This is a genomic window from Bradyrhizobium sp. CCBAU 53421 (genome assembly GCF_015291625.1).
In the GTDB taxonomy this organism is placed as follows: Bacteria; Pseudomonadota; Alphaproteobacteria; order Rhizobiales; family Xanthobacteraceae; genus Bradyrhizobium.
On sequence record NZ_CP030047.1, the window covers coordinates 9,234,123 to 9,259,049 of the forward strand.

Annotated in this window: 28 protein-coding genes; 8 read left to right on the forward strand and 20 right to left on the reverse strand. The window is 64.5% G+C overall.

Features of this window, described 5'->3' with window-relative positions; translation table 11 throughout:
* Positions 1–12: 12 nt before the first annotated feature.
* Both XH92_RS42690 and XH92_RS42695 read left to right on the forward strand, forming a co-directional pair.
* A complete protein-coding gene (locus tag XH92_RS42690; RefSeq protein WP_194457387.1) occupies positions 13–654 on the forward strand; it encodes a glutathione S-transferase family protein in 642 nt (213 codons plus the stop codon).
* A gap of 7 nt (positions 655–661) precedes the next feature.
* Entirely contained in the window at positions 662–1,177 is a 516-nt protein-coding gene (locus tag XH92_RS42695; RefSeq protein ID WP_194457388.1) for a DUF1697 domain-containing protein, read from the forward strand.
* Positions 1,178–1,325: 148 nt separating this feature from the next.
* On the opposite strand, the gene XH92_RS42700 is transcribed toward XH92_RS42695, so the two are convergent.
* The 13 genes from XH92_RS42700 to XH92_RS42760 form a co-directional block, all read right to left on the reverse strand.
* Complete coding sequence (locus XH92_RS42700; RefSeq protein ID WP_194457389.1) at positions 1,326–2,549, reverse strand: threonine ammonia-lyase; 1,224 nt, start codon at positions 2,547–2,549, stop codon at positions 1,326–1,328.
* A 316-nt stretch (positions 2,550–2,865) separates the two neighbouring features.
* Entirely contained in the window at positions 2,866–3,021 is a 156-nt protein-coding gene (locus XH92_RS42705) for a response regulator (protein ID WP_194457390.1), read from the reverse strand.
* 54 nt (positions 3,022–3,075) lie between these two features.
* Positions 3,076–3,483 (reverse strand): aminoacyl-tRNA deacylase, encoded by a 408-nt coding sequence (locus tag XH92_RS42710; protein WP_246788149.1) that lies wholly within the window; start codon positions 3,481–3,483, stop codon positions 3,076–3,078.
* Positions 3,484–3,607: 124 nt separating this feature from the next.
* A complete protein-coding gene (gene bchE, locus XH92_RS42715) occupies positions 3,608–5,134 on the reverse strand; it encodes a magnesium-protoporphyrin IX monomethyl ester anaerobic oxidative cyclase (RefSeq protein WP_194457391.1) in 1,527 nt (508 codons plus the stop codon).
* Positions 5,135–5,241: 107 nt separating this feature from the next.
* Positions 5,242–5,982, reverse strand: coding sequence for a di-trans,poly-cis-decaprenylcistransferase (locus XH92_RS42720; RefSeq protein WP_194457392.1), 741 nt, complete (start codon positions 5,980–5,982; stop codon positions 5,242–5,244).
* Between the two features lie 30 nt (positions 5,983–6,012).
* Positions 6,013–6,408, reverse strand: a complete 396-nt coding sequence (locus XH92_RS42725) for a transcriptional regulator (protein ID WP_194457393.1) — start codon at positions 6,406–6,408, stop codon at positions 6,013–6,015.
* Positions 6,395–7,012: a hypothetical protein gene (locus XH92_RS42730; protein WP_194457394.1), complete on the reverse strand. Its 618-nt coding sequence runs from the start codon at positions 7,010–7,012 to the stop codon at positions 6,395–6,397. Before XH92_RS42730 ends, XH92_RS42725 begins: the two co-directional genes overlap by 14 nt.
* 128 nt (positions 7,013–7,140) lie before the next feature.
* On the reverse strand, positions 7,141–7,497 hold the full coding sequence (locus XH92_RS42735) for a DUF1428 domain-containing protein (RefSeq protein WP_194457395.1): 357 nt from the start codon (positions 7,495–7,497) through the stop codon (positions 7,141–7,143).
* A gap of 130 nt (positions 7,498–7,627) precedes the next feature.
* Positions 7,628–8,365 carry a thioredoxin family protein gene (locus XH92_RS42740; protein WP_194457396.1) on the reverse strand — a complete coding sequence of 246 codons (738 nt, stop codon included), beginning with the start codon at positions 8,363–8,365 and terminating at the stop codon, positions 7,628–7,630.
* 18 nt (positions 8,366–8,383) lie between these two features.
* On the reverse strand, positions 8,384–8,731 hold the full coding sequence (locus XH92_RS42745) for an SRPBCC domain-containing protein (protein ID WP_246788151.1): 348 nt from the start codon (positions 8,729–8,731) through the stop codon (positions 8,384–8,386).
* Positions 8,731–9,192: a helix-turn-helix transcriptional regulator gene (locus XH92_RS42750; RefSeq protein ID WP_194457397.1), complete on the reverse strand. Its 462-nt coding sequence runs from the start codon at positions 9,190–9,192 to the stop codon at positions 8,731–8,733. The genes XH92_RS42745 and XH92_RS42750 overlap by 1 nt, the downstream gene beginning before the upstream one ends.
* 129 nt (positions 9,193–9,321) lie before the next feature.
* A complete protein-coding gene (locus XH92_RS42755; protein ID WP_371817910.1) occupies positions 9,322–9,633 on the reverse strand; it encodes a DUF3551 domain-containing protein in 312 nt (103 codons plus the stop codon).
* 158 nt (positions 9,634–9,791) lie between these two features.
* Positions 9,792–10,763 (reverse strand): tripartite tricarboxylate transporter substrate binding protein, encoded by a 972-nt coding sequence (locus tag XH92_RS42760; protein WP_194457398.1) that lies wholly within the window; start codon positions 10,761–10,763, stop codon positions 9,792–9,794.
* Positions 10,764–10,925: 162 nt separating this feature from the next.
* Between XH92_RS42760 and XH92_RS42765 the strand changes: the two genes are divergently transcribed.
* Positions 10,926–11,339, forward strand: a complete 414-nt coding sequence (locus XH92_RS42765; RefSeq protein WP_194457399.1) for a VOC family protein — start codon at positions 10,926–10,928, stop codon at positions 11,337–11,339.
* A gap of 212 nt (positions 11,340–11,551) precedes the next feature.
* Positions 11,552–13,132: an AMP-binding protein gene (locus XH92_RS42770; protein ID WP_194457400.1), complete on the forward strand. Its 1,581-nt coding sequence runs from the start codon at positions 11,552–11,554 to the stop codon at positions 13,130–13,132.
* 126 nt (positions 13,133–13,258) lie between these two features.
* On the opposite strand, the gene XH92_RS42775 is transcribed toward XH92_RS42770, so the two are convergent.
* From XH92_RS42775 to XH92_RS42790, 4 genes are all read right to left on the reverse strand, one after another.
* A complete protein-coding gene (locus XH92_RS42775) occupies positions 13,259–14,548 on the reverse strand; it encodes a cytochrome P450 (RefSeq protein ID WP_194457401.1) in 1,290 nt (429 codons plus the stop codon).
* Positions 14,549–14,693: 145 nt separating this feature from the next.
* The gene (locus tag XH92_RS42780) at positions 14,694–15,791 is read right to left on the reverse strand and encodes an HD-GYP domain-containing protein (RefSeq protein WP_194457402.1); all 1,098 of its coding nucleotides are present in this window, start codon (positions 15,789–15,791) and stop codon (positions 14,694–14,696) included.
* Between the two features lie 298 nt (positions 15,792–16,089).
* Positions 16,090–18,375 carry a molybdopterin cofactor-binding domain-containing protein gene (locus XH92_RS42785; protein ID WP_194457403.1) on the reverse strand — a complete coding sequence of 762 codons (2,286 nt, stop codon included), beginning with the start codon at positions 18,373–18,375 and terminating at the stop codon, positions 16,090–16,092.
* Positions 18,372–18,863 (reverse strand): (2Fe-2S)-binding protein, encoded by a 492-nt coding sequence (locus tag XH92_RS42790; protein ID WP_024584545.1) that lies wholly within the window; start codon positions 18,861–18,863, stop codon positions 18,372–18,374. Before XH92_RS42790 ends, XH92_RS42785 begins: the two co-directional genes overlap by 4 nt.
* A 287-nt stretch (positions 18,864–19,150) precedes the next feature.
* Here XH92_RS42790 and XH92_RS42795 point away from each other — a divergent pair, with 287 nt between their 5' ends.
* Genes XH92_RS42795 through XH92_RS42805 form a run of 3 tightly spaced genes read left to right on the forward strand, consistent with a single transcriptional unit; the run spans position 19,151 to position 20,993 of the window.
* On the forward strand, positions 19,151–19,936 hold the full coding sequence (locus XH92_RS42795; protein ID WP_194457404.1) for an alpha/beta fold hydrolase: 786 nt from the start codon (positions 19,151–19,153) through the stop codon (positions 19,934–19,936).
* A complete protein-coding gene (locus XH92_RS42800; RefSeq protein ID WP_194457405.1) occupies positions 19,933–20,268 on the forward strand; it encodes a hypothetical protein in 336 nt (111 codons plus the stop codon). The genes XH92_RS42795 and XH92_RS42800 overlap by 4 nt, the downstream gene beginning before the upstream one ends.
* A gap of 50 nt (positions 20,269–20,318) precedes the next feature.
* Positions 20,319–20,993: a dienelactone hydrolase family protein gene (locus XH92_RS42805; protein ID WP_194457406.1), complete on the forward strand. Its 675-nt coding sequence runs from the start codon at positions 20,319–20,321 to the stop codon at positions 20,991–20,993.
* A 109-nt stretch (positions 20,994–21,102) separates the two neighbouring features.
* On the opposite strand, the gene XH92_RS42810 is transcribed toward XH92_RS42805, so the two are convergent.
* The 3 genes from XH92_RS42810 to XH92_RS42820 all read right to left on the reverse strand — a co-directional run bounded on the left by XH92_RS42810 (position 21,103) and on the right by XH92_RS42820 (position 23,109).
* Positions 21,103–21,864, reverse strand: coding sequence for a polysaccharide biosynthesis/export family protein (locus XH92_RS42810; RefSeq protein WP_194457407.1), 762 nt, complete (start codon positions 21,862–21,864; stop codon positions 21,103–21,105).
* 127 nt (positions 21,865–21,991) lie between these two features.
* Positions 21,992–22,651, reverse strand: coding sequence for a peptide-methionine (S)-S-oxide reductase MsrA (gene msrA / locus XH92_RS42815; protein ID WP_194457408.1), 660 nt, complete (start codon positions 22,649–22,651; stop codon positions 21,992–21,994).
* Between the two features lie 140 nt (positions 22,652–22,791).
* On the reverse strand, positions 22,792–23,109 hold the full coding sequence (locus XH92_RS42820; RefSeq protein ID WP_194457409.1) for a hypothetical protein: 318 nt from the start codon (positions 23,107–23,109) through the stop codon (positions 22,792–22,794).
* 372 nt (positions 23,110–23,481) lie between these two features.
* Between XH92_RS42820 and rpsT the strand changes: the two genes are divergently transcribed.
* Complete coding sequence (gene rpsT, locus XH92_RS42825; RefSeq protein WP_016842667.1) at positions 23,482–23,748, forward strand: 30S ribosomal protein S20; 267 nt, start codon at positions 23,482–23,484, stop codon at positions 23,746–23,748.
* The last annotated feature ends 1,179 nt before the right edge of the window (positions 23,749–24,927 follow it).

The window sequence follows — 24,927 nt, forward strand, 5'->3', positions numbered from 1 at the left end:
TAAGGAGCACGCATGCTCACCGTTCACCATCTCGGCAAGTCGCAATCGGAGCGGATCGTATGGCTGTGCGAGGAGCTGGAGATCCCGTATGAGCTGAAGTGTACTACGCGCGATCCGGTCACGATGCTGGCGCCGGCCGATTACAAGGCGCTGCATCCGATCGGCGCCGCACCGGTCATCACCGACGGTGAGCTGGTGCTGGCCGAGTCCGGCGCGGTCGTCGAGTACATCGTCGCCAGATACGGCGATGGACGGCTGACGCTGCCGCCCGACCACCCCGACTTCGCACAGTTCCTGTACTGGTTTCACTTCGCCAACGGCACGCTGCAGGCGCAGATGGGCCGCAGCATGATCCTGCACCGCCTCAACCTCGCGGCCGACAATCCGATGCTGGTGGCGACCAAGGCGCGGGTCGACCGCTCGTTCGATCTGATCGAGGCCCGCGTCCGCGACGCCGCATATCTTGCGGGCGAGGCATTCACGACGGCCGATATCATGATCGGATTTTCGCTGACGACGATGCGCTATTTCCTGCCCTATGACCTCGGCCGCTGCCCCAACATCAGGAATTATCTCGGCCGCATCGCCGCGCGCCCGGCCTATCAGCGCGCGATGCAGAAGGGCGATCCGGGCATGGCGCTGCTGCTGACATGAGGCCGTGATGCCGCGTTACGTCGCTCTGTTGCGCGCGGTCAATGTCGGCGGCACCGGCAAGCTGCCGATGACCGAGCTGAAGGCGATGTGCGTCGATGCGGGATTTACCGACGTGCAGACCTATATCGCCAGCGGCAATGTCGTGTTCTCCTCGAAGCTCGGCGCTGCCAAGGTCAAAGCCGCGCTGGAGCAGCGGCTGCACGCCTATGCCGGCAAGCCGGTCGGCGTCGCGGTGCGAAGCGCGGAGGAGATCGCCGCGGTGCTGAAGGCCAATCCGTTTCCGAAAGCACCGCCGAATTACACGGTCGCGATCTTCCTCGACGAGCCGCCGGCCAAGGATGCCCTAAAGCACGTCAAGGGCCAGCAGGACGAGCAAATGCGGCTCGGCAAGCGCGAGATCTATGTCGCTTATGGCAGCGGCATGGGCCGCTCGAAACTGAAGATCCCCGCCGCCGCCAACGGCACCGCGCGCAACATCAACACGATCGCGAAGCTGGCCGGGCTCGCGGCAGCTGACGAGTAGAGCGTCGCCCGACGATCTCTGAACCGTCATCCTGAGGAGCGCGCAGCGCGTCTCGAAGGATGCACGGCCCGGCTGGTGGCCGATTCATCCTTCGAGACGGCCGCGCTGCGGCCTCCTCAGGATGACGGTTCAGGCACGGATGACGCGACTACGTTTCCCGCACCGCGAATCCTTCGGCGCCGAGCCTCGCCAGCACGTCCTCAAGATGCGCGCGGTCGCGGGTTTCGATCACGAGCTCGAGCAGCGTCGCCTTGGCTGGCAGGTCGGAGAAGGTGCGCTGATGCGAGACCTCGATGATGTTGGCGCCGGCATCCGCAAGCAGGATCGACACCGCCGCAAGCTGGCCGGGCCGGTCGACGATGTCGAGCGCCAGCTGGGTTAGCCGTCCCTCGCGCGCCAGCTCGCGGGTCAGGACCGAGGCGATCAGTCTGGTGTCGATATTGCCTCCGGTCAGCACGAGGCCGACATTGTGGCCGGCAAAGCGCTCCGGTGACGCGAGCACCGCGGCGAGGCCGGCGGCGCCGGCGCCCTCGACCACCGTCTTCTCGATCGAGATCAGGGTCGCGACCGCGCGCTCGATCTGGTCCTCACTGACGAGGACGATGTCGTCGACGAGGTCGCGGACGATCTTGGTGGTGATCTGCCCGGGCACCTTGACGGCGATGCCCTCGGCAAGCGTGTCGCCGCGCATCGGCAGCTGCCGGCCTTTGACGGCATTGTACATCGACGGGTAGAGCTGGGCTTGCACGCCGATGATTTGCACCGACGGCTTGATCGCCTTCGCGGCCGTGGCGATGCCCGAGATCAGGCCGCCGCCGCCGATCGGCACCACCAGGATATCGAGCTCCGGGACCGCCTCGAGCATCTCGAGCCCGATCGTGCCTTGTCCTGCAATGATCAGCGGATCGTCATAGGGATGGATCAGGATCAGGCCGCGCTCCGCTGCATGCGTGCTGACGAACGCGAAGCACTCCTCCAGCGTCTGCCCGGTGATGATGACCTCGGCGCCGTGCCGCCTGGTGTTCTCGATCTTAACCATCGGCGTGCCGATCGGCATCACGATGGTGGCGGGGATGCCTAGCCGCTTGGCGTGATAGGCTACGCCCTGGGCGTGATTGCCGGCCGACATCGCGATCACCCCGCGCTTGCGCTCTTCGGGGGAGAGCGCCTGCAGCCTGTTCAGCGCACCGCGCTCCTTGAAGGTCGAGGTGAACTGCAGGTTCTCGAATTTGAGGAACAGGCGGCAGCCGCAGATCTCGCCCAGTGTGCGGCTCTCGTTGCACGCCGTGACCATGACGGAATCCCGGATCACGTCGGCGGCGCGGCGCACGTCGGCAAGTGTGACGGCGGTAGTATCGGAAGGATGCGGCATCGGGTTTCGCTTTGGACCGTTTCGTCGGACGGAACCTAGCGTGTTTCGGCGCCGAAAACGACCGCGCTATCGCTCGGTCAATGCCGCTTCCTCCGGTTTTGCCGGCCCGGCCAGCTCGATCTCATCGCATTTGGGGCAAACCAGCGCGGTCCGGAAATGCTTGTCGAGCACAATGGTGCGCGTCCTGCCGCACTGGCAGCGCATCGGCTTATCCATGGAAGGTCGGCCCGGGTTCGAGATGCAAGGAAAGCTTGCGCCTAGCTATCCCGGTCCGGTTAACCCAATATGACTTGCCGCCGGAAAATTTGTCGCGCGGCTAGAAGAAGCCCGCGCTGAGATCGAGGCCATAGCTCGCCCTGAGCACCGCGACGAACAGGATCGCAAAGGCGAACAACAGGGTATGCCGGGCGATATTGCTCCGAAGCGAATTGGCCGGAAACACGCGTGCGATCGATTGAGCCAAAGCAGTCATTTGCGACCTCCAGAGCCACGTCCCGAAGTTAGGTCGCGTGCAGCGCCGCGAGGTTCAATGCGGCTCGCGGATCGGCCGGCGGCGCGCCAATGTGCTCTGTTCGGGATCACGCTGTGCCCGCATCCGGTTCTTGAAGCGGTGACCGACCACGATCAGTGCGCCCTGTGAACGGCTCACCGCCTCGGTTGACGCGGGTGGCAGATTGTCTTGGGTGACGGCCTCCAGCGCGCGCAGGAACTCGCGACCGGCCGATGTGATCTCCCAGCCCTCGACATCACGCAGCACGTAGCCGCTGCTAAAGATGTCCAGATCGGGAACCCGTGACGCCAGCCGCTTGATCCGCGCATGCCAGTCGTCGCCGCTCGACGAGAGAATAGCGAGGTCGTGCTTGAGGGAATCGAGCGCGGCTCTGCCGCTGACGTGACTGGCCAATATTTTTAGAATCGCAACCTGTATGCTCAACTCAAAGCCTCGACCGCCACGGTTCTTTTTGTTCTGCGCAGCCGATCCGGAAATTATCGCGCTGACGACTCCACCGTCCAGTCATCAGCGCCAGTTATCCAGAAGACGGCATGACGGTATCGATTTATGCTGCGCGTGATGTGCCGACGCGGCGCTCGGGCCGCTGCGACGACATCGACTCCTCTTCCATATCCTGCGGCGCGCCCCAAAATTCCCGCACCGTCGGCCCGTGCTTCAACCTGCCGTCGCGCAGGAAGCCGAGAATTTCGTGCGGCCAGACCCGGCGTCCCATCTGCGTGTACCAGCGCATCGCATGACGAAGTCCGGCGTCGCGATGAAGCAGCACGCGGAGCAAGGCCTTCGGGCGGCATTGCAGCACCATCTCGGTGAACTTGAACCAGAGCAGCACCCGCCACGGCGGCATATGCCGTGTCGCCAGCACCTGATGCTTGTAGTCCCAGAGCCTGCGATCGGTCTGGATGACACGCCGCTCTGCCGCGAGACGGAAATACGGCGTCCAGCGATGCGGCGTGACGTAGAGCATCTGGATCTGATCGGGATCGTAGGACAGCAGCTGCCGCAGGCCGCGCCAGTGATCGCGATCGGTCTCCTCCTCGAAACCGACCACCCAGGTCGCCATCGACAGGATGCCGTGCTGACGCATCAGGCGGATGGCCTCGCGATCGATCGTGGTGGTCGCGCCCTTGCGGATCAGCTCCAGCGTCTTCTCGTCGGTGTTCTCCATGCCGAGCAGGAAGCGCTGCCAGCCCGCCTTCTTGTAGAGATGCAGGATGTCGGCATCGCGGACGATGTCGTCGGCGCGGGTCGAGCCGACCAGGATCAAATCGACATTCTCCGCGATCAGGGCCTCGAGGAAGGTCCGCCAGGCTTTCTTCGAGACGGTCGGGTTCTCGTCGGCGAAATTGATCACCTTGACGCCGTGCTCGCGATGCAGCCGCGCCAACTCCCTGGCGAAACGCACGGGATCGCGGTGTCGCCATCGCGTCCAGAAACCACGCTGGCCGCAATAATTGCAGAGATGCGGACAGCCGCGCGAGAACTGCACCACGACGGCACGCAGCCCTCCCCAATAGCTGTAGTGCGCGTGATCGATCAACTCCCAGCCGACCCGGTAGGCATCGAGATCGCGGATCACAGGCGCCGGCCGGGTGGCGCGCGGCCCATCATCGTCGCGGAATGCGATGCCGCCGATGCCGGCGAGATCGCCGCCATATTCCAGCGCCCGCATCAGGCGGCGCGCGGTCTCCTCGCCCTCGCCGCGCACGATCGCGGTGACGTAGGGCTCCTCGCGCAGGATCTCGCGCCAGTGATAGGTCGGAAACACGCCGCCATAGACGATCAGCGCGCCGGGCACCGCCCTGACGATCGCCTGCGCGGCTTGCGCGATGACCGGATGGCCCGAGGTCGAGCCGGAATGGCCGAACAGGACCGCATCCGGCGCAAACCGCGATGCCTCCGCGTGGATGGCGGCCAGCGGCATCGGCCCGAACTCGGCATCGAGAAGGCGGACTTCATGTCCGTCGTCGATCAGCGGACCGCCGATCGACAGCAGGCCGAGCGGCGGCAAATGGTCGTCGGGGATCCGGCTGCCGATCGCCGGATGAGGCACGTTGATGAGAAGAATGCGCATGGATGATCGCTCCCGCTTTGCTTGGCGTGATCGTTCGTCCCCGCATTTTGTGTAAGGAGGCCCACCCCCCGGCCGGGCTTTGGAACTAGCGGAAGCGCGACTGTGCGCTAGAGGGTCGGCACCTCCGCCGGTGCGATTGCGGTCAGCCCGCCGAAGCGGCGCTCGCGGCCATGGAAGGAGGCGAGCGCGTCGGCGAGATCGTCGGCGTCGAATTCGGGCCACATCCGCTCGGTGAAGTGCAGCTCGGCATAGGCGCCCTCCCAGAGCAGGAAGTCCGACAGCCGCTTCTCGCCCGAGGTGCGGATGATCAGGTCGACGTCGCGCAGGCCGGCTTCGCCGGTGATGAGATCGGCGAAGGTCTCGCGGCTCAACTCGCCTGCACCGGCCGCGCGCGCGGCTGCGTTCAGGATTGCATCGCGCGCCGAATAGTCGATCGCGATGCGCAGATGCAGCGTGGTGCCATCAGCGGTCTCGGCCTCGGCGCGCGTGATCGCGGCCGCGATGCCGTCGGGCAGCCGGTCGCGGCGGCCGATCACGGTGAGGCGAACGCCGTTGCGCACCAGGGCTGCGATCTCGTTGGCGAGATAGAACCGCAGCAACCCCATCAGCGCCGCGACTTCCGCCTTCGGGCGGCGCCAATTGTCGCTGGAGAACGCGTAGAGCGTCAGCGTGCCGACGCCCTGGTCCGGCGCGGCCTCGACGATGCGGCGGATCGCCTCGACGCCGGCCTCATGCCCGCGCAGCCGCGACAGGCCGCGCCGCGTCGCCCAGCGGCCGTTGCCGTCCATGATGATGCCGACATGGAGCCGTACGGCCACCTCCGGCTTGAGCGCGACGTTGCTTTGCATCACAAAGTCTCCGAATAAAAAATGGAATAATCAAATCGTCTGAACGCCGAGACGGCCGGACGCGCCCTCGCCGGCGGCCTTTTCGGCCTTGCCGGCGGCTTTGGCCGCGTCGCGCACCAGCTGCTCGAGCACGGCGAGATAATCGAGGAAGCGGCGGCGGCCGCTCTTGGTGAGACGACAGCTGGTATGCGGGCGATTGCCTTCATAGCCCTTGATGACGTCGACGAGGCCGGCCTCCTGCAGCACCTGCAGATGCCGGCTGAGATTGCCGTCGGTCAGGCCGCAGAGCTGCTTGAGATCTGCGAAGGCGAGCCCCTTCGGATGCGCCATCAGCGAGGTCAGCAGGCCGAGCCGTGCCTTCTCGTGGATGACGCGGTCGAGGCCGTCATAGGCGAATGGCGCGGTGGTCACGTCAGTCTTCGGCATCATGGCCTCCGGAAGCGAAATACAACAATGCTGCGAGCAGCAACTGGCCGATTGCGAATGGCAGGCCCATGGTCCAGGGCGACAGCGCGCGACTCTGGCTTGCGATCAAGAGCACCGTGAAGCCCGACAGGAAATACCAGGCGCCGCCGAGCGCGATCGTGCGCGGCAGCAGGCGGACCGAGGCGAACACGCCGAGGCTGACCAGCACCTGCCACAGGCCGGGCAGCATCCACAGCGTCTCGGGCGCGAATTTCCATTGCAGGATCGCGAGCAGCACGCCGGCAATGACAGCAGGAACGAACTGCCCGATCGCCTGCTGCACCATCGCGTCCGCGAGGCCGGAATGATGCCGCCGCGACCGCGCCTGCATCTCGATCCAGATCAGCACCGCGGACAGCAAAGCGGCGGCCGCCCAGCCCGAAAGGAATGCGATCGGATGACCGGTGGGATCGCCGAGCCAGAGATATTGCGCAAGCGCCGTGACCAGCGCGATGCCGCTGGTGGCGGCGACGGTCGCAGGGCCGTAGCCGCGGAATGCGGTTCCCGCCGCAATCTGGCTGCGGATCGCGAGAATATCGGCCAACGCCTTGTCGAGGTCGCGCATGATTCGCCCGAACTTTGTACTGCAAAGTATACGGGATCGCCAAGTAAACGCAAGCGGCACCGCGCTGCCTGCCGCGTATGATGTTTAACGGCCGGTTGCTGCAGGGATTGCGGCAAAAGCGTGCCGCCTCAGACCTTCACCAGGCTGGTAAAGCCGCCATAGATCATCCGCTTGAGGTCGAACGGCATGTCGCCTTTGCCCATCGAGTCAAGGCGCGGATCGGCCATCACCTTGGCATTGATCCTGTCGCGCTGGGCGCGCGACTTGTAGGTGATCCAGGCGAACACGACGGTTTCGCCCGCCTTCAACTTCACGCTTTGCGGAAACGAGGTCAGCTTGCCCGGCTTGACGTCGTCGGCGACCCATTCGCGATAATCCAGCGCGCCGTGTTCGCGCCAGACCTTGCCGGCCATCTTCGAGAGCTTGGCATAGGCTTTGAGTTTCTTCTTCGGCACGGCGACGACGAAACCATCGACGTAAGGCATGCGGGGTTTCCTGCGGTTCTATTGTCATTCCGGGGCACGCGAAGCGTGAACCCGGAATCTCGAGATCCCGGGTTCGATGCTTCGCATCGCCCCGGGGATGACGAACGCCAACGCTACGCGTCAGCGTTCGTCAGGAGTGACAGCAGGATGCCTGAACCGGCGCCGGTTGGTATTGGTCACGTAGCCGCACCCAATCCATCGGATAGGGCAAGCCCTCCTCGTGGCGACCGAGCGGCGTCAGGTCGAGATAGTGATAGGCCGCATTCATCATGTCGAGGCCGCGCGCGAAGGTCGAGTAAGTGTGGAACACGTCTCCCTTCTCGTCGCGGAAGAACACGCTGATGCCGGGCAGCTCGGGACCATAGAGCGGGGTCGTTCCATAATTGTATTTTGCGTCCCCGGCATCGATCTGCCCTTGCGTGAACGACACACCGTAATCGTAGTTGAAGTCGTTGGCGCCGGACGACACCCAGTCGAAGGTCCAGCCCATCCGCTGCCTGAAGGCCTCGAGCTTGGCCAGCGGCGCAAGCGAGATCGCCACCATCGTGGTGTCGCGTGCAGCCAGATGCGGCACCATGCGCTCGAAGCCGTCGGCCCAGAACGAGCAGCTCTTGCAGGCCGCGTCCCACTCCGGCGCGAACATCACGTGCTGCACCACGAGCTGCGGCCGGCCCTTGAAGAGATCGCCGAGCGTCACCTTGCCATCAGGTCCGTCGAACACATAGTCCTTGTCGACCTTCACCCACGGCAGCTCGCGGCGCTCTTGGCTCAGCGCCTCGCGGGCCCGGGTGAGCTCCTTCTCGCGGGCCATCAGCGTCTTGCGGGCCGCGATCCATTCGTCGCGCGAGACGATCTTGTGCTGTTGCATGAGATGCTCCTTTGCGGTTCAGGCGTCGACATACTGTGCGAGATTGCCGAGGAATTCGATCCAGCCGCGCTGGTGGTTGTCGCGCGCGGTCTCGTCGACGAACTGCGCGTGATGGAAGGTGAGCAGCGTGCCGCCGGCATCGGGCTTGATCGACACCGTCACCTCGGACTCGCGCTCCGGCGTCGAATGCCAGGCCCAGCTGAACACCAGTCTCTCGTTCGGCACCACCTCGCGATAGACGCCGCCGACCTCGTGATATTCGCCGTTGCTGCCGGTGAACTTGATCCGGTAGCGTCCGCCGACACGGACATCGAGCTCGGCCTGCGTCGTGCCGGGCTTGACCCGGCCGGGGCCGAACCACTGCACTAGGTTTTCCGGCTCGGTCCACGCGGCGTAGACCTTTTCCGGCCGGGCACGGAGGCGCCGCGTGAGGGTGAGGCTTGGGCGCGCGGCAAGGCCGGCGTCGGCTGCGGATTTGGTTGCCGAATTGGTTGCCATGGGTCTTCCTCCACAAAAGCGGCAAGGCGGTCGAGATTGTCGGACCAGAATTGCGCATAGCGATTGAGCCAGTTCATCGCCTGCTCCATTGGCCGCGCGGTGAGCCGGCAAGCCACCGTGCGTCCGGTCTTTTCGCGCGCGACCAGGCCGGCGTCCGTGAGCACGTCGAGATGCTTCATGATCGCCGGCAACGACATCGCGAATGGCTGCGCCAGTTCGCTCACCGACAGACTTTCCTGCTCGCCGAGCCGCGCCAGCAGCGCGCGGCGGGTTGGATCGGAAAGCGCCGCAAAGGTGCGGTCCAGCGCCTCGTCTTGATACTTAACCATGTGGTTTAGTATAGACGCAAACGGCGCGACGTCAAGCGCCCGGCTTCACGATCGCGTCAATGCCGGGGGTACGACGTCGGATGGATGGATGATCGCGGGCAGCGCGGCAGCGCCCACGCAAGCATGCGGCTACTGGCGGTGATGCCGATGCCGGTGCCGATGCCCGTGGCGATACGGCGGAGGCTGCTCCGGCTCGAGCTGCGCGCGAAACAGGACGCGCGGATTTTCTCCGCAGGCAAGGTACCGTCCGGACACGCTCGCGAGGCACTGATCGTAGGTCTGATAGGCGCATTCGCCGGGATAGCCGAGGCTCGGGCCCTGCGCACACCACGGGTAGTCATAGGGATCGGCGGATGCACGATCGATGCTGGCCACGCCGGCAAGCGTCATCGTTCCCAACACCAGCACTGCCAATCGCGATGCGCGCATGATCCCACCCATTCAGGTTCTCAAAAGGCCGCAGTCAACCAAGCGCGGCATAGCCGGTATGGTTCCCGAAGGCCACTCTATTCCGCACCAAGGCCGGTCAACTCTTGGAGGCGGGCGAGCGGACAAGTCCGCCCTCGCGGCTGGACTCGTCCGGCGCATTCAGCGCGAGACTATTCGACCTTGAGGCCGGCGAACTCGACCACCTTCTTCCACTTGTCGGTCTCGGCCTTGATGTCGTTGCCGAAAGCGTCCGGCGTCTGGATCAGCGAGTCGCCGCCGAGCTCGACCAGGCGCTTCTTCATATCGGGTTCGGCGAGAACGGCGTTGATCTCGGTGTTGAGCTTGGCGATCAATTCCTTCGGCGTGTTCTTCGGCGCGCCCATGCCGAACAGCGCGCTCGCCTCATAGCCCTTCACGGTCTCGGCGATCGCCGGCACGTCCGGCAATTGCGAGGAGCGCTCCGTCGTGGTCACGCCGAGCGCGCGCAGCGAACCGGAACGGATGTGCTGGATGATCGACGGCATGTTGTCGAAGATCACCTGCACCTGGCCGCCGAGCATGTCGGTGATCGCAGGCGCGGCGCCACGGTACGGCACGTGCTGCATCTTGCAGCCGGTCATCGACATGAACATCTCGCCGGAGAGGTGCACCGAGGTGCCGTTGCCGGACGAGGCCATGTTCACCTTGCCCGGATTGGCCTTCACATACTCGATGAACTCGGCGACGTTCTTCGCCGGCACGTCCTTGTTGACGGTCATCACGTTCGGCACGCGGTTGAAGGACGCGACCGGCGCGACGTCGCGCACGAAGTTGAACTTCAGATTGGCGTAAAGCGATGCGTTGATGTAGTTCGCCGGATTGACCAGCAGCACGGTGTAGCCGTCCGGCTCGGCATTGATCGCAGCTTCGGTGCCGATATTGTTGCCGGCGCCCGGCTTGTTCTCGATCACGAATTGCTGGCCGAGCTTCTCCGACAGCCGCTGACCGATCAGGCGCGCGATGATGTCGGTGGCGCCGCCCGGCGGATAGCCCACGATCCAGCGCACCGGCCGCGCCGGATAGTCGGCTGCGGACGCGCGGCCGATCGCGAATGTCGAAATTCCCGACCCGATCAGGCCCAGCGCTGTGCGGCGTGAAATCATGAAGTCTCTCCCAATCCCGCAGGGTTTGACCCCTGCCCGTTTCTGTTGCGTTGCAAGCGGCGCGGTTTTAACAAACAATGTCTGAAGCGGCCAGTGCGACACGTGCGACACTGACCGCGACGAAAGACTAAGCTTCAACGCTCCGGACGAAGAGGATCGATCATGTCCGTCAAGGTGAATGGGCTCGACCATCTCGTGATCAACGTCACCGATGTCGTGCGCTCGGTTGCCTGGTACAGCAGGATCCTCGGCATGGAGGTGAAGGTGTTCGATCCCGGCAAGGGCAAGACACCGCGCACCTCGCTGGTGTTCGGCAACCAGAAGATCAATGTGCGGCCTCGCGACGCCGATAAGGCGGACTGGTTCACCGCCGATCATGAAGCAGCCGGCAGCGACGATCTCTGCTTTCTCACCTCGAGCACGCCTGAAGAGGTGGTCGCGCATCTGAAGGCCCATGGCATCAAGATCGAGGAAGGCCCGGTCGCCAAGCAGGGCGCGCGCGGCACGTTGCGTTCGGTCTATTGCCGCGACCCCGACGGCAGCCTGATCGAGATCTCGTCGTATGAGCGGGACTAGCGTCGTCGTCGCGGGACGACGAACAGCGCGAATGCGCGACCGATCACGGGCTGCCTGAATGGGGCAATCCGTTCCGCGCGACGGAACGTGCTGCTCCGTCGCTTCAGCGCGGGATGACTTTGCAAATCCTGATTTGCTCTCGGCGCAGGCCGATGGCAGAACTGGTCCCAACCAAGATCAATCGCGGCCGGCAAGGCCGCGCGGGAGGACACATGATCCATTCACAGCCAGTGCCGGGCATCGTGGGACCGTTTGCGGGGCTCGACGTGCCATGGCTGCTCAGGATGCGCGCCGAGGTGCGCCGCGATCATCCGTTCCTGATCTGGGCGCCGTTCGATGCGCCGGCGCGGCGCTGGAGCTACGGCGAATTCCATGAGCGCGTCGGCGCGCTCGCCGCCGGCCTCGCCAAGCGAGGCATCAGGCAGGGCGACTATGTCCTGATCCATCTCGACAACTGCGTCGAGGCGATCATGTCGTGGTTCGCCTGTGTCGAGCTTGGTGCGATCGCCGTCACCACCAACACCCGCTCGGCCGCGGCCGAGATCGAATATTTTGCCGGCCATTGCGGCGCGGTCGCCGCGATCACACAGCCGGCCTATGCCGAGCTGATATCAGCCAACTGCAAGGGGCTGCGCTGGATCGCGGTGACCTCGCATGATGCGGGGCAGGCACCGGCGTCAGCGCCGGCACGCGGCGACAGCTTCGACGCGCTGTTCGCCGACAGCGCCGACCGGCCGCAGCGCCCAATCGATCCGCTCGCACCGTGCAGCGTGCAATATACCTCAGGCACCACGTCGCGGCCGAAGGCGGTGCTATGGACGCATGCCAACGCGCTGTGGGGCGCCAAGATCAACGCCGCCCATCAGGACCTGCACGCCTTCGACGTGCACCAGACTTATCTTCCGCTGTTCCACACCAACGCGCTGGCCTATTCGATGCTGGCTATCTTGTGGGTCGGCGGCACCTGTGTGATCCAGCCGCGCTTCTCGGCGAGCCGGTTCTGGCCGGTGGCGCTCGAGCACGGCTCGACCTGGACCTCGACGATCCCGTTCTGCATGAAGGCGCTGCTGGAGCACGAGGTGCCGAAGCATCACAAGTTCCGGCTCTGGGGCACCGCGGTGAACGAGCCGCCGGCATTCGGCGTGTTCGGCATCAAGATCATCGGCTGGTGGGGCATGACCGAGACCATCACCCACGGCATCATCGGCGAGGTCGATCAGCCCAACACGCCGATGTCGATCGGCCGCGCCGCGCCGGAATACGAGATCCGCATCACCAACGATGACGGCACGCCGACCGGCGTCGGCGAGACCGGCAATCTCCTGATCAAGGGCATTCCCGGCCTGTCGCTGTTCGCCGAATATCTGCACAACGAGAAGGCGACGCGCGAGAGCTTTGACGAGCACGGCTATTTCATCACCGGTGATCGCGTCACGATGCTGGAGCGCGGCTACATCAAGTTCGGCGATCGCTCCAAGGACATGCTCAAGGTCGGCGGCGAGAACGTCGCGGCCTCCGAGATCGAGCAGGTGATCGCGGTGGTGCCGGGCGTGCGCGAGGCCGCCGTGGTGGCGAAGAAGCATCCGATGCTGGACGAGGTGCCGGTCGTGTTCATCATCCCGCAAACCGGCGTCGCGGCGCTGCCCGCCGATCTGCTCGACAAGGTGATGACCGCATGCCGTTCCGCGCTCGCCGACTTCAAGGTGCCGCGCGAAATCCGCTTCGTTGACGAGATGCCGCGATCCACGCTGGAGAAGGTCGCGAAGGCGGAGTTGAGAAAGATGCTGGAGTGAGGTTTCCGGTATTGCGAGGAGCGAAGCGACGAAGCAATCCACGCCTCCACGTGCGGCACTATGGATTGCTTCGCGGAGCCTGTCATCGGGCGCGCGTTCGCGCGCCCCGTTGGCTCGCAATGACGCTCAATTCACCTCGAACCGGATCGGCAGCTTCTTCGGGCCGTTGACGAAATAAGCCTGCGTCATCTTCACCTCGCCGTCGAGGCTGAGCGATTTCAGGTGCGGCAGCAGCTCTTCGAACAAAATCCGCATCTCGAGCTTGGCCAGGTACTGACCGAGGCAGAGATGCGCGCCGTAGCCGAATGCGACGTGGCGGTTGGGCTTGCGGTCGCTGCGGAAGCGATCGGGCTCCTCGAACACCTCCTCGTCGCGATTGCCCGAGGCGTAGCACAGCATCAGCCAGTCGCCCTTGGCGATCTTGCGGCCGCCGAGCTCGGTATCCGCGGTGGCCGAGCGCATGAAATGCTTGACCGGCGTCATCCAGCGGATCGCCTCGTCGACCAGGCCCGGGATCAGCTCCGGGTTGGCCTTCACCTTGGCGAACTCGGCGGGGTCCCGGGCCAGCGCCCAGATCGCGCCCGCGGTCGAAGATGAGGTGGTGTCGTGGCCCGCGGTCGCGACGATCATATAGTAACTGGTCTGATCGTGCTCCGGCATGTAGTCGCCGCCGATCTTCGCGTTGGCGATGACGGTGGCGAGATCGTCGCGCGGGTTCTGGCGACGCTCCTCGGTGATCTTGCGGAAGTAGGCCGAGAAGTCGGCGATGATCGCCTGCAACATCACGGAGACCTGTTCCGCGCTCAGCGCGTCGCGAACACGCGCGGTGTCGGGATCCTGCGGGCCGAACAGTTCCTGCGTCAGCTTGAGCATGCGCGGCTCATCCGCCTCGGGCACGCCGAGGATCTCCATGATGACATGCAGCGGATAGCCGAGCGCGACGTCCTCGACGAAATCGCAGGCGCCGCCGCGGTCGAGCATGCGCTGCACGGTAGCGCGCGCGATCTCGCGGACGCGCCCTTCGAACTTGCCGAGATTGGCCGGCATGAACCAGCCCTGCGTCAGCGCGCGGTATTTCGGATGGTCGGGCGCGTCCATCTGCACCAGCGAGCGCACCAGATTGGGCCCGCCGGTGATCTTGCGCACCCGCTCCTCGAGCGCCCGGTTGGTCAGCGTGGTCGGCCGGTCGGCATTGTGGAACAGGTCGTTCTGCCGGCTGATCGCCTGGATATGGGCGTGCTTGGTCACCACCCAGAACGGGTCGAAGCGGTCGGGCCGCGCGATGCCGAGCGGGTTGTTGGCGCGCAGCCAGCGATAGCTGTCGTGGATGCGATCGTCGGCATAGGCGACGGGATCGACGAGGGTTTCCGCTATATTGGCGGGGATGTCGAGATCCCCGGTCGTTGCCGTCTCCATGATCGTCCTCACCCGCCGAAGCATCGGTCATGCCGATGATCGCCGGAATCTAGGCGGGGTCAAGGACGAGGACTTGCGTTGATTGGCTAGGGCAGACTAGGTCATTCCGGGGATGGTCCGAAGGACCAGACCCGGAATGACCTGCCTAATAATGACCGAACGCCACCGGGCGGAACGCCTGCAGCAATTGCTGGTCGAGCTTGCCGCCCATCTCCTCCATCATGGAGAACGCCTTGGCGTGGGTGAACTGCAGCCGGTAGGCGCGCTTCTCGACCAGGGCCGCATAGACATCGACGATCGTGGTGACGCGGACGATGTCGCTGATCTGGTTGCCGCTGAGGCCGTTCGGATAGCCGGTGCCGTCGAGGAATTCGTGGTGGTGCAGGATCACGTCGAGCATTTCCGGCGGGAAGCCGCCCTGCGCCGACAGCGCCTCGTAGCCGCGGCGCGGATGCTCGCGCATCTCGGCCATCTCCTCCACCGTGAGCGCGCCGGGCTTGTCGAGCAGCGCGACCGGAACAAAGGCCTTGCCGACATCGTGCAGCAGCGCGGCGCGGGCGAGCCGGCGCTGGTCGTCCTCGCGCATGCCGAGATGCTGCGCGAAGGCGACCGCAAAGCCGGTCACGAACAGGCAATGGCGATAGGTCTCCTGGTGATGGCAGCCGACCGTGGTCAGCCACTCGCGCAGCGAGTTGTGCTTGATCGCCTTCAGGATCTTGTTTTCGGCGGCGACGATGTCCTCGAACTTGAGCGGCTCGCCGGCGCGCATCCGCTCGAACATCTTGACCATGACGCCATGCGCGGCTTCGACGCCGCGGTTGAGCGCCTTGCCGCGATCGGTCTCGTCATAGCCGCTGTTGTCGGGGAACGCGGCGCGGATGCGCTGCAGGAGGCCGCGCGCATCGAACGGCCGCGAGATGGTGTCGGTGGCGCCGAGCGCCCAGGCCTGCATCGAGGCGTGATGCAGCGCATCCGCCAGCACGAACAGCCGCGGCATCTCGCGATAGGCATCGGCCTGCAGCTTGGCGCGCACCATCTGCACGGCTTCGGGCGAGCGCAGGTTGATGTCGACGACGATGCCGGAGAGATCGTGCGCCGGCCGCTCGGGGATATCCGAGGTCAGAACGGTATCGACCTCGCCCACCGAGCGCAGGATGCTGGCGAGTTCGTTGCTCTGATCGCTTCGATCTGACGCCAGCAGCAGGCGACGCTTCGAAGTCTGGTTATTGGCCAAGGCAGTCATGACATCCCCGTCGCGGTAACGACCGAGGGTGGACGCTAGCCGACGATGCGTTCCCTCCGGCTTAATGGGGATGCTGAACGACGGTTAAGCGCAATGGATACAATTTGAGCGACCGCCGAATCCGCCAGCAAATTCAGGCCGACCGAAAACGCATGCGGACGGCTGCAGCGCAGGCGAATCATGAATTTTTTGCAGCGTCATAGACGTCGACGCCACCGCCACCGGGCTGCCGCCCCCGGGACAAAGAAAAACGCCGGAGAGCGGTTGAGCTCTCCGGCGTCCTCATTCGTTCAGATCATCACGCCTTCATCGCAGCCTTGACGGCCTCCGCGGTGATCGGCAGGCCGCGGACACGGGCGCCGACCGCGTTGAAGACGGCGTTGCCGATCGCCGGCGCCACCACGGTCACCGCGGGCTCGCCGACGCCGGTCGCCTTCTCGCCATTGGCGATGACGTTGACCGCGACTTCCGGCAGCTGGCTCATCCGAAGCGGCGTGTAGCTGTCGAAATTGGTCTGCTCGATGCCGCCGTCCTTCAACGTCGCCTTCTCGAACAGCGCCAGTGACATGCCCCACAGCGCCGCGCCCTCGACCTGGGCCCGGATGCCATCGGGATTCACCTGCGTACCAACGTCGGTCGCAACCGTCAGCTTCTTCACCGTCACCTCGCCCGACGGGGCGACGGCAACGTGGGCGACGCAGGCGGTCCAGCTCGCCGTGGCGCGCTCCTGCGACGACACGCAGGCAACGCCCATGCCTTCGCCCTTGGGCAGCTGCTTGGTGCCGTAGCCGGCAAGACCCATCGCAGCGAGCAAGGTGTTGCGGAGGCGCTGCGCGCCGCCGTCATTCTTGCCCTTGCCGTCGAGCAGCGAGATGCGCAGCAGCGCCGGGTCCTTGCCGGTCGCATGCGCGATCTCGTCGATCATGCTTTCGACCGCCCAGAACGTCCAGCCCGGCGCCACCGAACGGAGCTGACCCGACGGAGTGGCGTTGTGCGCCATCTCGTTCTTGATCGCCCGCACATAGTGGTTCGGCACGGTGTAGAAGAAGTCCGCGCCGTTCACCGTGAACGCGTCGAGCGGCCCCTTCTTGTCGACCGAGGGCGACAGGAAGTCGGGGATGCCCCAACGCTGGGTCGGCCAGGCGGAGACGACATCGTGGCTCAACGCGACGAGCTTGCCGTCGCCGTCCACGCCGGCCTTTACTTTTTGGTAGGTCAGCGGACGCGAGAAATCCATCGTCATGTCGTTTTCGCGCGTGTAGATGACCTTGACCGGCTTGCCGACAGCCTTCGCTGCCTGCACCGCCGGCACCATCATGTCGGCGTCGAGACGCCGGCCGAAGCCGCCGCCCAGCCACATCTGATGCATCACCACGAACTTCGGATCGATCCCGGCGGCGCCGGCTGCAATCGCGCCGGAGCGCGTCGCGAACTGGTTGCCGGAATAGATGTGCAGGATGTCGCCCTTGAACTCCGCGGTGGCGTTCATCGGCTCCATCGGCGCATGGATGTTGATGTTGGTGGTGTAGTCCGCCTCCAGCACCTTGGCCGCCGAGCCGAAGGCTGCGTCGGGATCGCCGTCCTTGACGAAGAACTGGCCGGAATCGCTCAGTCCCTGAAGCCGCTTGGCTTCGGTGAGCAGCGATTCGCTCGACAGCTTGGCGTTCGGGCCGCCATCGTAGTCGATCTTCAGCGCCGCCGCCGCCTTCTTGGCGTTGGCATAGGTGTTGGCGACTGCGACGACCCAACCGGTCGTGGTCGTAGTCTTGTCGTCCAGGGTGACGGCCTTGATGAAGCCCGGCACCTTCTTGGCCGCGCTATCGTCCACCGACTTCACGGTGGCGCCGTAGCGGACCGGCGGGGTGACCAGCGCGCCATAGACCATGCCCGGCAGCATCACGTCGATGCCATACTTGGCCGTGCCGTTGACCTTCAACGGAATGTCGAGCTGCGGCACCGAAACGCCGATCATGGTGTACTGGTCGGGCGACTTCAGCTTGATCGCCTTCAGATCGTCCGCCGTGAAGGTCTTGGTCGCCTTGCCGCTCTTCACCACGTCGGCAAACGACATCGACTTCTTCGACTTCGGATGGCTGATCGTCGACGCGCGCACCACCAGCTCGCCGGCCGGCACGCCCATCGAGGCTGCCGCCGCCTCGGTCAATGCGATACGGCCGGCGGCGCCGGCGCGGCTCATGGCGTCGAAATTCATCATCGTCGACCAGCTGCCGCCGGTGATCTGCGCGCCCAGCACGGGATCGTTGAATTTCGGATCGTTGGAGGCGAGCTGAACCCGCATGTCCTTCCAGCTCGCGCCGAGCTCTTCGGCCACGATCTGCGCCATCGTCGAGGCAACGTGCTGGCCCATGTCGGCCTTGCCGCAGGTCACGGTGACGAGACCGTCGGGCGCGATCGCGTACCAGACGCTCGGCTCGAAATTGGCGGGTGCGGGCGCCGCAAGCGCCTGATCGATCCCGGACCCGGCGTAGCCGAGCACGAGGCCGGTTGCGGCGGTGCCGACCAGGAAGGAACGGCGGCTGAGATCGGTCGTCTCAGGAGCGAGGTTTTTCACGTGCTTGTTCATGTGGCCCTCCGCTCGGATCCGGTGGCCGATGCGGTGCGCATGTCGGACGCAGCGCGCATGATCGCCTTCTGGATTCGTGAATAGGTCATGCAACGGCAGAGATTGCCGTCCATATGCGCGACCACTTCTTCCTTCGTCGGGTTGGTGTTCTTCGACAGCAGCGCTGCCGCCTGCATGATCTGGCCGGACTGGCAGTAGCCGCATTGCGGCACCTGCTCGGCGACCCAGGCCTTCTGCAAGGGATGATCGCCCTTGGCGGAGAGGCCTTCGATGGTGGTGATCTTCTTGCCGACGGCGTCGGCGAGCGAGGTCTGGCAGGACCGCACCGCTTCGCCGTTGAGGTGAACCGTGCAGGCGCCACAGAGACCGGCGCCGCACCCGAATTTGGTGCCCGTCATCTGCAATTGCTCGCGGATGACCCACAGCAGCGGCGTGTCATTGGCCGCCTCGACGGACATATTCCGTCCGTTGATATTGAGATTTGGCATCTCTCTCCCCTTCCGGTGTAGGAAGCCGCTTACGGCGGCAACTCACTGTTGGGTCTTGGCTGGCGCCCACCGGGTAAGCGACAGTTGCCGAAACAATGATCCGGTTCCCGGCTGGAGGCAATCCAATTTGGAATTGCTCGAAAGGAATAAATTTCAGAAACTGCCGGTTGTGCGATGCGGCAACGGCATGAAGCTTTTGAAATGCCAGTATTGATGCCGTATCGATCACTCCTACCAAGGTCGGTAGCGCTGCCGGACCCGACATCGACAACAGAAGGAGCCCGTCAATGGCCAAGCTCAACCGTAGCGGCGTCGATATCTACTACGAGATTCACGGCAGCGGCCCTCCCCTGATCCTGACCCACGGCTATTCGTCGACGTCTGCGATGTGGCAGGGCCAGATCGAGGCGCTGTCGAAGCGATACAGACTGATCCTGTGGGACATGCGCGGGCACGGCCAGTCCGACTATCCCGACAATCCGGATGCCTATAGTGAAGCCCTGACCGTGGGCGACATCGCCGCCCTGCTCGACGTCGCCGGCGCCGATCAGGCAATCGTCGGCGGCCTGTCGCTCGGCGGCTACATGTCGCTCGCCTTTCATCGCGCCCATCCGGAGCGGGTGCGCGCGCTCTTGATCATCGACACCGGCCCGGGCTTCAAGAAGGACGACGCCCGCGAGGCCTGGAACACGCGCGCCCGCGACACCGGCGACCGGTTCGACCGCGAAGGGCTCGAGGTGCTGAAGTCGGCGAGCGCCGAGCGCGCGTCGGTCACGCATCGGAGCGCCAAGGGACTGGCCCTCGCCGCGCGCGGCATGCTTGCGCAGCGCGATGCGCAGGTGATCGAGTCGTTGCCGGGGATCAAGGTGCCGTCGCTGGTTGTGGTCGGCGCCGACGACACGCCGTTCCTGGCGGCGTCCGATTACATGGCGACGAAGATCCCCGGCGCGCAGAAGGCAGTGATCCCGAACGCCGGCCATGCCGTCAACATCGACCAACCGCAGGCCTTCATCGCCGCCGTGCTGCCGTTCCTGGATCGCCTCGAGGCCGGCGCACCGAAGGCCGCGTCATGAAGACGATCGCCATTGCCTTGTTGTTGACTGTGGCCACGACAGCAGCAAGCGCGCAGAAGCTGCCGTTCGTAACGGCCCCGTCCACTTTCACCGCGACGCTGTCAAACACCACGCCTCTGGCATTCGGGATGGGAGTCGCGGACGCGCAGCGCGCGCTCGGCACGCCATTCACATATGTGAGCGGCCGGCCCGGCAACGAGATCTTCCTGACCTTCCGCGACCTCGGCGGCAGCGGGCTGTTTCCGCATCATGACCGCCTCTTCCTGCAATTCCGCAAGCACCGGCTGACCGGCTGGAAGGCCGACTGGGGCGAGAACTGGATGTGGCGCTAACCCTCATCATCGAAAGCTTCATGCAACCCCCAACATGACAAGGCTGGACCATGGGACAAGACATCAGACTGAAAGCTGCGGACGGATTTGAACTCGGCGCCTATCGCGCCGATCCCGCCGGTGCGCCGAAGGGCGCGGTCGTCGTGATCCAGGAGATATTCGGCGTCAACCACCACATCCGCTCGGTCTGCGACCGGCTGGCGAAGGAAGGCTATGTCGCGATTGCGCCGTCGATCTTCGACCGCATCACGCCGAACTTCCAGAGCGGCTATTCACCCGATGAAGTCGCCGAGGCGCGGAAATTCGTCGCCAATCCGGATTTTGCCGCGATGCTGCGCGACAGCCAGGCGGCGATCGACGCGGTGAAGGCGGTCGGGCCGGTCGGCATCATCGGCTTCTGCCTCGGCGGCAGCATCGCCTATGCGGCTGCTACCAAATTGACCGGCCTGTCGGCTGCGATTGGCTATTACGGCGGCGCCATCATCCGCTTCGCCGACGACAAACCGACGGTGCCGACGCAGCTGCATTTCGGCGAGAAGGATGCCGGCATTCCCTTGAGCGATGTCGAAACTATCAAGTCGAAGCGGCCCGAGGTCGAGGTCTTCATCTATCCGGGCGCGCAGCACGGCTTCCATTGCGACGAGCGCGCAAGCTACGACAAGGCCAGCGCCGACACCGCCTGGCCGCGCAGCATGGAATTTTTCGGGAAGCATTTGAAGCGGTGATGTTGCAAGCGTCATTCCGGGATGGTGCGCAAGCACCAGACCCGGAATCTCGAGATCCCGGGTTCGATGCTGCGCATCGCCCCGGGATGACGAAGGACGTTGTCCTTCGTCAGAACCAGCGCTCGCCGACGAACACCGTATCGCCCGGGCTCATCGGCGTGCCCAGCGGCACCACGAAGCGGCCGGCGCCGGACGCATCGGTATGCGTCAGCGTCACGCTGTCGCGGCGGGCACGCGGCGAGAAGCCGCCGGCGATCGCGACCGCGCTTTCGACGGTCATGTTCGGCACGTAGGGATACTGGCCGGGAGCCTGGACTTCGCCGAGGATGAAGAACGGCCGGTAGGACTCGATCTCGACCGCCACCGAAGGCTCGCGGATGAAGCCGTTGCGCAGCCGCGCCGAGATTTCACCGGCGAGCCCGGCCGGCGTGCGGCCGCGCGCCGGCACCGAGCCGATCAGCGGCATGGTGATCGAACCCGCAGCGTCGATGGCATAGGAGTTGGTCAGACCTTCCTGGCCGTAGACCACGACGCGGAGCTTGTCGCCCGGGCCGAGATGATAGGAGTTGTCGTAACCGGCAGGGCCACCCGGTGCGGCGGCATAAACCACCGGGGCGGCGACCGGCGCGGCATAGCCATACCCTGGAGAAGCGCTGGCGAAGGCGGAACGCAATGCGCTGATGGCACCGCCGCCTCCGTCGGCAACCGGAGCCGGTGCGTAGGCCGGGCCGTAGGTGACGGCATCGACACCTTGCGGGCCCAAACCTTGCGGGCCCATGGCAACCGGACCCGACGTGCTCATGCAGCCAGACAGCGCGAGCGCAGCCACAACGGCAGTGATCGGCAATCGTAACGCGCGTGCAACCGGCACCGGACCTATCCCTCAACGGCGAGACAGGCCCAGTCTTGCACCACTTATGGTTAACAAAGGGTTTTCGCGAACCAAGCAGGGAGCCGGAAAGCCCGCCTCCCCCTCGATTTAGAGCATAACCAGAAGATCAGGCGGCGGTGACGCCGACGCCGATCGGGCAGGACACGCCGGTGCCGCCGAGCCCGCAATAGCCCGCCGGATTCTTGGCGAGGTACTGCTGGTGATAGTCCTCGGCGAAGTAGAACTCGCCAGCCGGCGCCACTTCCGTCGTGATCGCGCCGAGCCCCTTGGCGGCAAGTGCCTTCTGATACATCGCCTGCGACGCATCCGCGGCTTTGCGCTGCGCGTCGCTGAACGTGTAGATCGCGGAACGATACTGCGTGCCGATGTCGTTGCCCTGGCGCATGCCCTGCGTCGGGTTGTGGTTCTCCCAGAACGTCTTCAGCAGCTTCTCGTAGGAGATCTTCTTCGGGTCGAACACGACCAGCACGACTTCGGTGTGGCCGGTGCGTCCCGAGCAGACCTCTTCATAGGTCGGGTTCGGCGTGTGGCCGCCGGCATAGCCGACCGCCGTGGTGTAGATTCCGTCGCCGAGTTCCCAGAACTTCCGTTCCGCGCCCCAGAAGCAGCCGAGCCCGAACACGGCCTGCTCGAGGCCTTGCGGATAGGGCGTCGTCAATTTGCTGCCATTGACGAAATGCGTGGTCGCGGTCGGGATCGGCGTCGCGCGGCCCGGCAGCGCCTCGGCGGCGCTAGGCAACGCGGTGGTCTTGCGCATGAACAACATGGATACCTCCAGGCGGGACATCGGCCGACGCGGCAACGGCCTGCGGGCCGGCTGTCACCTATATATGTCCTTACGCAGATGATGGCATCCCCGTTACTGACGCCCGCGGCCAAGGGGAGCTCGATAGGGCTGCAGCGGGCTCAGTCGCGCGCGTAGCCGATCAGCGGCTTGCGCGGCCGGAACAGGATCATCAGCAGGATGCCGGCAATGCCGAGCACCGCGAACACCGGCTGCTCCAGCAGCACGCGGATCACGTCGTTCCAGAGCCAGGGCGCGAGGCGATCCGCCCAGGCATGGAACGCCTGCTGGCTCGACTGGTGGATATCGTTCCAGAACTGGCCGAATTGGGTGAACCGCAGGCTCTGGTCGGCGACGTAACGGGCCCCGTCATAGACCATGAAGATGAAACTGCCGGCCAGCAGCAAAAGGCCGATCAGGCGGAAAAAGCCGCGGATCATGCGTCACCCTAACTCCCTGTCGCGCCCCGCGCGTCGTCAGGCCATACCGGGCGCCCCCGGGAAATTCAACCTCTTCAGCGGCTTATCCGGCCCTCGCGAGGCCGATTTCGGCCCTTTTTCGGTCCCGAAAGCGTTGACGGTTAAGCCTGCGCCATCTATAAGACCGGCCGATGGCGGCGGGCGCAATCCTGCCGCCGCTGTTCTTTGGACAGTGCCGCATGCGGGGGCAGCATTTTGCGCTCTTCGCATGGCGGCCTCAAGGACACCCAAGAAAACCACCTTGGACAAATACATCAGAGTTGAGATTTGAACCGGCCGGTGCGCGCAAGCCCGACCACCGAGCGATCACCGCCGAAGGACAGTTAGAGAACCATGGCCAACACCACCTCCGCCAAGAAGGCGACCCGCAAGATTGCCCGCCGCACCATCGTCAACAAGTCGCGCCGCACGCAGATGCGTGGCGCGGTGCGCACCGTCGAGGAAGCGATCAAGAGCGGCGACCGCGAGGCGGCACTGAAGGCGATGAGCCGCGCCGAGCCCGAGCTGATGAAGGCAGCGCAGCGCAACATCATTCACAAGAACAACGCGAGCCGTAAGGTGTCGCGTCTCTCGCAGCGGATCGCCAAGCTCGCGAAGTAAGAAGTAAGCTCGCCGAGCAAAGCTCGGCACGCAAGCTGACTGAAGAACACATTGTCACGAAGCCCGGCTCGCGCCGGGCTTTTTGTTTTTGTCTCGCATTTTGTCGTGGAAGTTTCATAGCGCGAGAAGAGCAGGCGTTGCCGCGCAACGAACTGCGTGTCATGTTTCGTCGCGTCCGTAGTTCTACCGGCTCAATATGCTTAATGCGTCGCACTCGCGCACAGATTGTTCTGCGCTAAGCTAGATAGATGGAATAGCGCGCGACGTTTTCGCGTTGAAAATTGCGACGCGGGTTACCCTGCAAAAGTAATCGAGAAAAATGACGTCTCGCGAGTTACTTATGCACATAGCGCTGAACAGCGATTGGAAAAATGACCGGCGCGAGACCAAATGTAAATTTTCTATGAAAAATTTTTGGTATTGCACCGTCGTTTGTGACACGCGTGAATCTGTGCGCTGATTCAAAAACTTGCTTTCGCAACTCAGCGTCGGCAACGCCGCAACAGTCGCGAAGAGTCTCGATCCCCGTCGAATCCACGGATTGTCAGAAAATACGCTTGGTGTATTTATTTCTTGTTCGCGACGCCCACGGCTCTCCAGATCAGCGCGGTTTGAGACCCAGGGGCGGACGCACAAATCGGCGGCGGTGTGTGCGTTAGCGACGCTTTCCAAAGCGAAGCTGGATTGACGGCTCATAGCGATATGAGGGCGGTCGGCCTGTGTCAAAATTTCTCCGGCGATGTCCCCGGCAATTTGGGGGATCGAACAAGAGAGACCAGGGCGTCAGTCGGAATCCGGCGGCGGGAACGCGGCGCGAGCGAACGGGTTGACGACGACACGCGGCGGCGAAGCGCCGGGCATCTCGGTGTTCGGTAGCGGCAGTTCGAATTTGAAGACACGAGCAAGCTGACAACTTGCCGCGATACGTCGCGGCGGGAGGGGGAGGACTTATGCCTTACGGTATCATCACTGCAGTCGAACCAGCGACAGCCCAAGCGCAGAATTCCAGTGGTGCCGTAATCAACCCCTCGGACGTTGGCTCTTACCCGCAGGCGCCGTCGAGTACGCGCTGACCTCGCGGGACGCATCTTCTCCAAACAGCTGATCTGTCGCGTGGCGCATGGCCGCCACACGGGAGAGCTTTGTCCGGAGCAGACCGCGCCCGCTAGAGGTCGCGTC

What these genes read in the sequence shown, in the direction of transcription:
- XH92_RS42735 (WP_194457395.1), bottom strand. Translation starts at nt 7,497, where the DNA reads ATGCCTTACGTCGATGGTTTCGTCGTCGCCGTGCCGAAGAAGAAACTC.
- XH92_RS42775 (WP_194457401.1), bottom strand. Translation starts at nt 14,548, where the DNA reads ATGGAGACGGCAACGACCGGGGATCTCGACATCCCCGCCAATATAGCG.
- XH92_RS42780 (WP_194457402.1), bottom strand. Translation starts at nt 15,791, where the DNA reads ATGACTGCCTTGGCCAATAACCAGACTTCGAAGCGTCGCCTGCTGCTG.
- XH92_RS42750 (WP_194457397.1), bottom strand. Translation starts at nt 9,192, where the DNA reads ATGGTTAAGTATCAAGACGAGGCGCTGGACCGCACCTTTGCGGCGCTT.
- XH92_RS42760 (WP_194457398.1), bottom strand. Translation starts at nt 10,763, where the DNA reads ATGATTTCACGCCGCACAGCGCTGGGCCTGATCGGGTCGGGAATTTCG.
- XH92_RS42695 (WP_194457388.1), top strand. Translation starts at nt 662, where the DNA reads ATGCCGCGTTACGTCGCTCTGTTGCGCGCGGTCAATGTCGGCGGCACC.
- XH92_RS42820 (WP_194457409.1), bottom strand. Translation starts at nt 23,109, where the DNA reads ATGATCCGCGGCTTTTTCCGCCTGATCGGCCTTTTGCTGCTGGCCGGC.
- XH92_RS42785 (WP_194457403.1), bottom strand. Translation starts at nt 18,375, where the DNA reads ATGAACAAGCACGTGAAAAACCTCGCTCCTGAGACGACCGATCTCAGC.
- rpsT (WP_016842667.1), top strand. Translation starts at nt 23,482, where the DNA reads ATGGCCAACACCACCTCCGCCAAGAAGGCGACCCGCAAGATTGCCCGC.
- XH92_RS42705 (WP_194457390.1), bottom strand. Translation starts at nt 3,021, where the DNA reads ATGACTGCTTTGGCTCAATCGATCGCACGCGTGTTTCCGGCCAATTCG.
- msrA (WP_194457408.1), bottom strand. Translation starts at nt 22,651, where the DNA reads ATGTTGTTCATGCGCAAGACCACCGCGTTGCCTAGCGCCGCCGAGGCG.
- XH92_RS42730 (WP_194457394.1), bottom strand. Translation starts at nt 7,012, where the DNA reads ATGCGCGACCTCGACAAGGCGTTGGCCGATATTCTCGCGATCCGCAGC.
- XH92_RS42770 (WP_194457400.1), top strand. Translation starts at nt 11,552, where the DNA reads ATGATCCATTCACAGCCAGTGCCGGGCATCGTGGGACCGTTTGCGGGG.
- XH92_RS42725 (WP_194457393.1), bottom strand. Translation starts at nt 6,408, where the DNA reads ATGCCGAAGACTGACGTGACCACCGCGCCATTCGCCTATGACGGCCTC.
- XH92_RS42795 (WP_194457404.1), top strand. Translation starts at nt 19,151, where the DNA reads ATGGCCAAGCTCAACCGTAGCGGCGTCGATATCTACTACGAGATTCAC.
- XH92_RS42790 (WP_024584545.1), bottom strand. Translation starts at nt 18,863, where the DNA reads ATGCCAAATCTCAATATCAACGGACGGAATATGTCCGTCGAGGCGGCC.
- bchE (WP_194457391.1), bottom strand. Translation starts at nt 5,134, where the DNA reads ATGCGCATTCTTCTCATCAACGTGCCTCATCCGGCGATCGGCAGCCGG.
- XH92_RS42740 (WP_194457396.1), bottom strand. Translation starts at nt 8,365, where the DNA reads ATGCAACAGCACAAGATCGTCTCGCGCGACGAATGGATCGCGGCCCGC.
- XH92_RS42690 (WP_194457387.1), top strand. Translation starts at nt 13, where the DNA reads ATGCTCACCGTTCACCATCTCGGCAAGTCGCAATCGGAGCGGATCGTA.
- XH92_RS42765 (WP_194457399.1), top strand. Translation starts at nt 10,926, where the DNA reads ATGTCCGTCAAGGTGAATGGGCTCGACCATCTCGTGATCAACGTCACC.
- XH92_RS42800 (WP_194457405.1), top strand. Translation starts at nt 19,933, where the DNA reads ATGAAGACGATCGCCATTGCCTTGTTGTTGACTGTGGCCACGACAGCA.
- XH92_RS42700 (WP_194457389.1), bottom strand. Translation starts at nt 2,549, where the DNA reads ATGCCGCATCCTTCCGATACTACCGCCGTCACACTTGCCGACGTGCGC.
- XH92_RS42805 (WP_194457406.1), top strand. Translation starts at nt 20,319, where the DNA reads ATGGGACAAGACATCAGACTGAAAGCTGCGGACGGATTTGAACTCGGC.
- XH92_RS42755 (WP_371817910.1), bottom strand. Translation starts at nt 9,633, where the DNA reads ATGGGTGGGATCATGCGCGCATCGCGATTGGCAGTGCTGGTGTTGGGA.
- XH92_RS42720 (WP_194457392.1), bottom strand. Translation starts at nt 5,982, where the DNA reads ATGCAAAGCAACGTCGCGCTCAAGCCGGAGGTGGCCGTACGGCTCCAT.